General features: G+C 71.0%; 9 protein-coding genes and 1 pseudogene. 2 read left to right on the top strand and 8 right to left on the bottom strand.

Annotation, left to right across the window (positions count from 1 at the left end; translation table 11 throughout):
* The 4 genes and pseudogenes from AB0G63_RS10655 to AB0G63_RS10640 form a co-directional block, all read right to left on the bottom strand.
* A pseudogene (locus tag AB0G63_RS10655) lies at positions 1-94 on the bottom strand (electron transfer flavoprotein subunit beta); the annotation flags it as partial.
* Between the two features lie 220 nt (positions 95-314).
* Entirely contained in the window at positions 315-824 is a 510-nt protein-coding gene (locus AB0G63_RS10650) for a flavin reductase family protein (protein ID WP_360747416.1), read from the bottom strand.
* Positions 825-868: 44 nt separating this feature from the next.
* A complete protein-coding gene (locus tag AB0G63_RS10645) occupies positions 869-949 on the bottom strand; it encodes a putative leader peptide (protein ID WP_360747436.1) in 81 nt (26 codons plus the stop codon).
* A gap of 78 nt (positions 950-1,027) precedes the next feature.
* Positions 1,028-1,441: a thioredoxin family protein gene (locus tag AB0G63_RS10640; RefSeq protein WP_360747413.1), complete on the bottom strand. Its 414-nt coding sequence runs from the start codon at positions 1,439-1,441 to the stop codon at positions 1,028-1,030.
* Between the two features lie 75 nt (positions 1,442-1,516).
* Between AB0G63_RS10640 and AB0G63_RS10635 the strand changes: the two genes are divergently transcribed.
* Positions 1,517-1,933 (top strand): DUF4395 domain-containing protein, encoded by a 417-nt coding sequence (locus AB0G63_RS10635; RefSeq protein WP_360747411.1) that lies wholly within the window; start codon positions 1,517-1,519, stop codon positions 1,931-1,933.
* Between the two features lie 187 nt (positions 1,934-2,120).
* Positions 2,121-2,849 (top strand): lysophospholipid acyltransferase family protein, encoded by a 729-nt coding sequence (locus AB0G63_RS10630; protein WP_360747408.1) that lies wholly within the window; start codon positions 2,121-2,123, stop codon positions 2,847-2,849.
* 9 nt (positions 2,850-2,858) lie between these two features.
* On the opposite strand, the gene AB0G63_RS10625 is transcribed toward AB0G63_RS10630, so the two are convergent.
* From AB0G63_RS10625 to AB0G63_RS10610, 4 genes are all read right to left on the bottom strand, one after another.
* Positions 2,859-3,560, bottom strand: a complete 702-nt coding sequence (locus tag AB0G63_RS10625; RefSeq protein WP_360747405.1) for a phenylalanine--tRNA ligase beta subunit-related protein — start codon at positions 3,558-3,560, stop codon at positions 2,859-2,861.
* A 19-nt stretch (positions 3,561-3,579) separates the two neighbouring features.
* Positions 3,580-4,173: a transglutaminase family protein gene (locus AB0G63_RS10620; RefSeq protein WP_360747402.1), complete on the bottom strand. Its 594-nt coding sequence runs from the start codon at positions 4,171-4,173 to the stop codon at positions 3,580-3,582.
* A 78-nt stretch (positions 4,174-4,251) separates the two neighbouring features.
* Entirely contained in the window at positions 4,252-5,322 is a 1,071-nt protein-coding gene (locus AB0G63_RS10615) for a low specificity L-threonine aldolase (RefSeq protein WP_360747400.1), read from the bottom strand.
* Positions 5,319-6,065: an SDR family oxidoreductase gene (locus AB0G63_RS10610; RefSeq protein WP_360747397.1), complete on the bottom strand. Its 747-nt coding sequence runs from the start codon at positions 6,063-6,065 to the stop codon at positions 5,319-5,321. The genes AB0G63_RS10615 and AB0G63_RS10610 overlap by 4 nt, the downstream gene beginning before the upstream one ends.
* Between the last annotated feature and the right edge of the window lie 46 nt (positions 6,066-6,111).

Below are 6,111 nucleotides of genomic sequence, written 5' to 3'. Positions count from 1 at the left end.
CGTCGTCCCGGTCGACGGTCAGGTCATCGGCGAAGTGCCGGTCGCCAGTGGCGTCGGGCACGTACTTCACAGTGACAACGATCCTCAAGCTCACGCCGGCTCTCCTACTGCATCGTCTTTTCAGTGCTGCCTGCTTGCAAGGCAGCATAGGCGCCACAAGCGGCCGATCCCGATCGGGGCGATCCGCGCTCCGAGCGAAATATTACTCGCCAGTACACCCAGTTGATTCCCGCTAAGCAAGCGCTTTGAACTGTGACCTGTGCAACGCAGCGTAATCGGAACCGCGGAGCCTTGCGAGACGAGGGAGCGGCCGGTCAGTCGCGCAGGCCGCTGAAGCGCCCCTGGTGGTAGAGGAGAGGCCGTCCGGGGCCGGTGGGATCGCCGAGGACGACCTCGGCCACGACGATGCGGTGGTCGCCCGCGGGCACCCGTGCGACGACCCGGCACACCAGCCAGGCGAGGACGTCGTCGAGGACGGGGACGCCCTCGGGCCCGTCGCGCCAGGCGGTGGACGGGCCGAAGCGGTCGGCTCCGCTGCGGGCGAAGGTGGCAGCCAGCTCCTGCTGGTGCTCGCCGAGTACGTGGACCCCGAGATGCTCGGTCTCGGATATCGCCGGCCAGCTCGAGGCGCCGGTGCTGATGCCGAAGGACAGCAGCGGGGGCTCCGCGGAGACGGAGGTGAGGGAGGTCGCGGTGAAGCCGACCGGGCCCGCGGCACCGCGTGCGGTGATCACCGCGACTCCGGCCGCGTGCCGCCGGAAGACGGAGCGCAGCAGGTCGGGAGAGGCGAGCTGGGGGGTGGTGAGATCGGGTGTGGCCGTCAAGGGGCTGTCCTTCTGCGGGAAGTGGCGTCGGGGTCCGTGGCTGCTCAAGAGCCCGGACAGCGCGCGCTCGCGGTGCGGGCGAGGTCGACGTGGACCCGCCCGTAGAGAAGGAGTTCTGACGGCATACGGTCAGGCTGGCGATAGGTGGTGCGCACAGTCAAGTACGTCCCGTCATGTGGGAGCCTCACCCGGGGCCGCACCCGTCAGACCGCCTCGCCCAGCGCGGCGATGACTTCGGCCTTGCGGGGCTGGCCGGTGGCGCGCCGGACGACGCGGCCGTCGGCGTCGAGGACCAGCACGGTCGGCGTCTTGAGGATGTCGAGCTCGCGGACGAGGCCGAGGTGGGCCTCGGCGTCGATCTCGACGTGGGTCACGCCCGGGACCAGGCCGGCCACCTCGCCGAGGATCCGCCGGGTGGCCCGGCAGGGCGCGCAGAAGGCGCTGGAGAACTGCACCAGGGTGGCGCGCTCCCCGAGTCGCTCGCCCAGTTCGGCCGGGCCGAGCCGCCTGCCGTCGTCGCGTCCTCGCACGCGTACCCTCCCGCTCCGCCGCCGATGCAGCACTCCGTAGCCGCTCGCCGCGGCGAGCACCGCCACACACACCACCAGTCCGGTCATGACCTGCACAAGCGTTCACGAGACTGCAAAGATTCCCGTCTCCCGTCATCTTTTCCGCTGCGGAATGCTTGATTCATGGACATCGATGTGAGGGGACCCCGCTTCGGGGCCACCGTGACGACCGTCGTCCTGGCGGTCGTGCTGATCACCGGGAGCGTGTGGCTGCTGGCCTGGCAGACGCTGGCGTTCGCGCTGGGCGCGGCGGGCGGGGTGGGGCGTTCGCCGTACGGCTGGCTGTTCCGCCGGTACGTGCGCCCGCGGCTCGGGCCGCCGAGCGAGTGGGAGCCGCCGGAGCCGCCGCGGTTCGCGCAGGCGGTGGGACTGGTCTTCGCGGGCGTGGGTCTGGTCGGTTACGGGCTGGGACCCGGCTGGCTGGGCCTGGCCGCGACGGGGGCCGCGCTCGCGGCGGCCTTCCTCAACGCCGCGTTCGGCTACTGCCTGGGGTGCGAGACATATCTGCTACTGCGGCGGGTGACGGTGCGCGCGGAGTGAGGGCGGGAAGGACCGCGAGGTGGGCCACTGGGGCGGGCGTGACGAGGATCTCGCCGCGCCCCGACACTTAGGCTGGCCCCCGGGCCGTTCTTCGGGCACGATCTGCCACAGGCCGTAAACCTACGGCAGCGTAACTTTCCGCCGGGACATCCCCTGCCCGGCAGAGAAGGAAGGGCTCACCCCGTCCATGGCAGAGCTTGTCTACCGTCCCGTCATCGGCCTCGCGCTCACCCTGTTCAAGGCGTGGGACCTGAAGATCGACTGCAAGGGGTCGGAGAACATTCCGCGTTCGGGCGGCGCTGTCCTGGTGAGCAATCACATCAGCTACCTCGACTTCATCTTCGACGGACTGGCGGCGCTCCCGCAGAAGCGCCTCGTCCGCTTCATGGCCAAGGAGTCCGTCTTCCGGCACCGGATCTCCGGCCCGCTGATGCGCGGGATGAAGCACATCCCGGTGGACCGCAAGCAGGGCGAGGCGGCCTACGAGCACGCGCTGAACTCGCTGCGGTCCGGTGAGGTGGTGGGCGTCTTCCCCGAGGCCACGATCTCGCAGTCGTTCACACTCAAGAGCTTCAAGTCGGGTGCCGCCCGCCTCGCCCAGGAGGCGGGCGTGCCGCTGATCCCGATGGCACTGTGGGGCACCCAGCGGCTGTGGACCAAGGGCCACCCGCGCAACTTCAAGCGCAGCCACACCCCGATCACGATCCGGGTGGGCGAGCCGGTGGAGGCCCCGCGCGACCAGTACGCCGGGGCGATCACCCGCCGCCTGCGCGAACGCGTCCAGGAGTTGCTGGAGGCCGCTCAGCGCGCTTACCCGGTGCGCCCCAAGGACGCCGACGACACCTGGTGGATGCCGGCGCATCTGGGCGGCACGGCCCCGACCCCGGAGCAGGTGCGGGAGTCGGAGTCGCGCTGAGGCGCCGGTTCAGACCGCGGACCGCGGCGCGCGCACCTCGATCCGCGCGCCCGGACTGAACTTCTCCAGCAGTTCGGCGAGTTCCTGCGCGGCCGCCTCGACGTCGACGACCGGCACCGGGGACAGGCTCTCCAGGAGGAAGATCGCCGAGGTGGTGGCCTCGGTCAGCCGGGTGCGCGGGCCCTGGCGCCAGTTCCAGCGGCGGCAGGTCACGCCCGCGTCGTCGCGCCACACCACCTCCCCCGCGTCCGGGTGCTCGACGACCTCCTCGCCTCCCGCCGTGGTCACGAAGTCCTCGTCGCCCGCGGCCCGCACGAGGCGCATGCCGCCCTCGATGCGGTCGACGTCCTCGCCGCCGACGGGGATCAGGTGGGCGACGCTGACGGCGTTGTAGAGGTCGACGAGCAGGTTGATGCGGGGCAGGCCGGCCTCGGACAGGGCCCTCTTCGCCAGCGCCTCCGCGGAGTTGCGGGTGCGTGACGGCTTGGAGCCGAACGCCGTGTAGACGGCGCGCCAGGCGGCCATGTGCGGGTCCTCGTGCGGCGGGCGTCCGTCCAGGCGTGCGGCGAGACGCCGGGCCGCGTCGTCCAGGAGGGCCGCGCCGGCCTCCGTGCTCGGGCCGTTGACCAGGCCGTGCGCCTCGATCGCGACGTGGGTGAAGCCGGGTGCGAGGGCGCGCACCTCGTCGGACACGGTGAGCGTGAGGGTCATGGTCCTGGTCCGCCTTGCCTCAGAGTTCGGTGGGGAGGTTCCGCCACAGGGAGGGCCGGTCCGGCGCGGCTTGGAGCGCGCCGAGCACAGCAGGGTGCGGTTCAGCATACAGAACCGGATAGTCCACCTCGCTGCACTTCGGGTCGGGGACCCAGGCCAGGCGTTCACCCTCCAGGGAGAACCGGGCGTCCACGCCCGGCTTGTTGCCGCGCGGGTCCTGTCGGTGCCAGGCGCCGTCGAAGCGGACGGCGACCAGGCCGTGGACGGCGTACCCGCTGCCGTCGTCGTGCCGCAGCCGTTGGTAGCACAGCGCGGTGGGGATGCCCTCGGCCCGCAGCAGGGCGGCCAGGGCGTGGGCCTTGGCGTAGCAGATGCCGGTGCGTCGCTCCAGGACGTCGGAGGCGCGCCAGGTGACGCGCGGATCGCCGCTGTCGCCGGAGTGCGGGACGCCGTCGCGTACGAATTCGTAGGCGGCGCGCGCATAGGTATACGAATCCTCGACGCCTCCGGCGAGCCGTGCGGCCGCGTTCCGCACCGCTGGGTGATGGTGGTCGATGACCTCGTCAGCGGCCAGATACGCGGACAGGTCAGCGGTGTTCTGGATCAGCTCCATGCCCGCAGAGCATAGGAATGCGATCACCCGAGAGTCAATGACTTTTCAGGTGACCGCATATCTATGCATTCATGCGCGCTAGCCCGCCATCTCCTCCTTGAGAGCCGACACAAACGCGTCCACATCCTCCTCGGTGGTGTCGAACGCGCACATCCAGCGCACCACGCCGGCCGCCTCGTCCCAGAAGTAGAAGCGGAACCGCTGCTGCAGGCGCTCGGCCACGTCGTGCGGGAGCCTGGCGAAGACGCCGTTGGCCTGCACGGGATGAAGGATCTCCACGCCGTGCACCGCGCGCACGCCCTCGGCCAGCCGCTGGGCCATCTCGTTGGCGTGGCGGGCGTTGCGCAGCCACAGGTCCTTGGCGAACAGGGCCTCCAACTGCACCGACACGAAACGCATCTTGGACGCCAGCTGCATCGACATCTTGCGCAGGTGCTTCATCCGCCGCACCGCGTCCTGCTCGATGACGACGACCGCCTCACCGAACAGCGCGCCGTTCTTCGTGCCGCCCAGGGAGAGGATGTCGACGCCGACCGCGTTGGTGAAGGTCCGCAACGGCACGTCCAGACTGGCGGCGGCGTTGGCGATCCGGGAACCGTCCAGGTGCACCCGCATGCCGCGGGCGTGGGCGTGCTCGCAGATCGCGCGGATCTCCTGCGGCGTGTAGAGGGTGCCGAGTTCGGTGCTCTGGGTGATCGAGACGACCTGCGGCATGGCGCGGTGCTCGTCCTCCCAGCCGTACGCCTGCCGGTCGATCAGGTCGGGCGTGAGCTTGCCGTCGGGCGTGGGCACGGTGAGCAGCTTCAGGCCGCCCATGCGCTCGGGGGCGCCGCCCTCGTCGACGTTGATGTGCGCGCTCTCGGCGCAGATCACCGCGCCCCAGCGGTCGGTGACCGCCTGGAGCGCGACGACGTTGGCGCCGGTGCCGTTGAAGACCGGGAACGCCTCGGCGGTGGCGCCGAAGTGGCTGCGGATGATCCGCTGGAGGTTGTCGGTGTAGACGTCCTCGCCGTACGCCACCTGGTGCCCGCCGTTGGCCAGGGCCAGGGCGGCGAGCACCTCGGGGTGGGCGCCGGCGTAGTTGTCACTGGCGAAACCGCGGACCTCCGGGTCGTGCCGGCGGCGCGCGTCGGTCTTCGGGGGGTTCACGGCTGCTCGGTCAGCCACAGACGCTTTCCGTTCACTTCCGCGGCGGGCTTGCTCCAGACGTCGACGATGGCCTCGGCCAGGTCCTTGACGTCCGTGAAGCCCGCGAACTTCGCGTTGGGGCGCTCGGCGCGCATCGCGTCGTGCACCAACGCCTTCACCACCAGGATCGCAGCCGCCGACGTCGGGCCCTCGGCGCCCGCGGCCTTGCGGAAGGCGTCGGCCAGCGCCAGCGTCCATGCCTCGGCGGCCGCCTTGGCGGCGGCGTAGGAGGCGTTGCCCGCGGTCGGCTTGGAAGCGCCGGCGGCGCTGATCAGCAGGTACCGCCCGCGGTTACTGCGCTGGAGGCCGTCGTAGAAGGCCAGGGAGGTGTGCTGCACCGTGCGGATGAGCAGCAGTTCGAGGAAGTCCCAGTCGTCGAGGCTGGTCTTGACGAAGGTCTCGCTGCCGCGCCAGCCTCCGACCAGGTGGACCAGGCCGTCGACGCGTCCGAAGTCCTTCTCGATGTGCGCGGCCCATTCCCGGGTCGAGTCCAGATCCAGCAGATCGACCGGCTCGCCGGTGACGGTGGCGCCGCCGGAGGCGTACCGGGCGGCGTCCACGGCCTCCGCCAGCCGCTCGGGGTCGTTGTCCGCGCCGACGACGGTCGCGCCCGCCTCGGCCAGCCGCAGCAGCGTCGCCCGCCCCGCGGGTCCACCCGCACCGGCGACCGCGATCACCGCGCCGCCAAGAGCCCCGTTCCCCATGTTCTTCGCCTCCTGAGCAGTGTTCCGCTGTTGCTTGCCCGCTCGC

The organism is Streptomyces sp. NPDC020996, assembly GCF_040641355.1.
Taxonomy (GTDB): domain Bacteria; phylum Actinomycetota; class Actinomycetes; order Streptomycetales; family Streptomycetaceae; genus Streptomyces.
The sequence above is the reverse complement of the archived record's forward strand: the minus strand, read 5'-3'. Positions and strand labels throughout refer to the sequence as shown.

Excerpts from the sequence above, each read along its gene's own strand:
- AB0G63_RS10645 (WP_360747436.1), bottom strand. The coding sequence starts at position 949 with ATGCCGTCAGAACTCCTTCTCTACGGGCGGGTCCACGTCGACCTCGCC.
- AB0G63_RS10640 (WP_360747413.1), bottom strand. The coding sequence starts at position 1,441 with ATGACCGGACTGGTGGTGTGTGTGGCGGTGCTCGCCGCGGCGAGCGGC.
- AB0G63_RS10635 (WP_360747411.1), top strand. The coding sequence starts at position 1,517 with ATGGACATCGATGTGAGGGGACCCCGCTTCGGGGCCACCGTGACGACC.
- AB0G63_RS10630 (WP_360747408.1), top strand. The coding sequence starts at position 2,121 with ATGGCAGAGCTTGTCTACCGTCCCGTCATCGGCCTCGCGCTCACCCTG.
- AB0G63_RS10625 (WP_360747405.1), bottom strand. The coding sequence starts at position 3,560 with ATGACCCTCACGCTCACCGTGTCCGACGAGGTGCGCGCCCTCGCACCC.
- AB0G63_RS10620 (WP_360747402.1), bottom strand. The coding sequence starts at position 4,173 with ATGGAGCTGATCCAGAACACCGCTGACCTGTCCGCGTATCTGGCCGCT.
- AB0G63_RS10610 (WP_360747397.1), bottom strand. The coding sequence starts at position 6,065 with ATGGGGAACGGGGCTCTTGGCGGCGCGGTGATCGCGGTCGCCGGTGCG.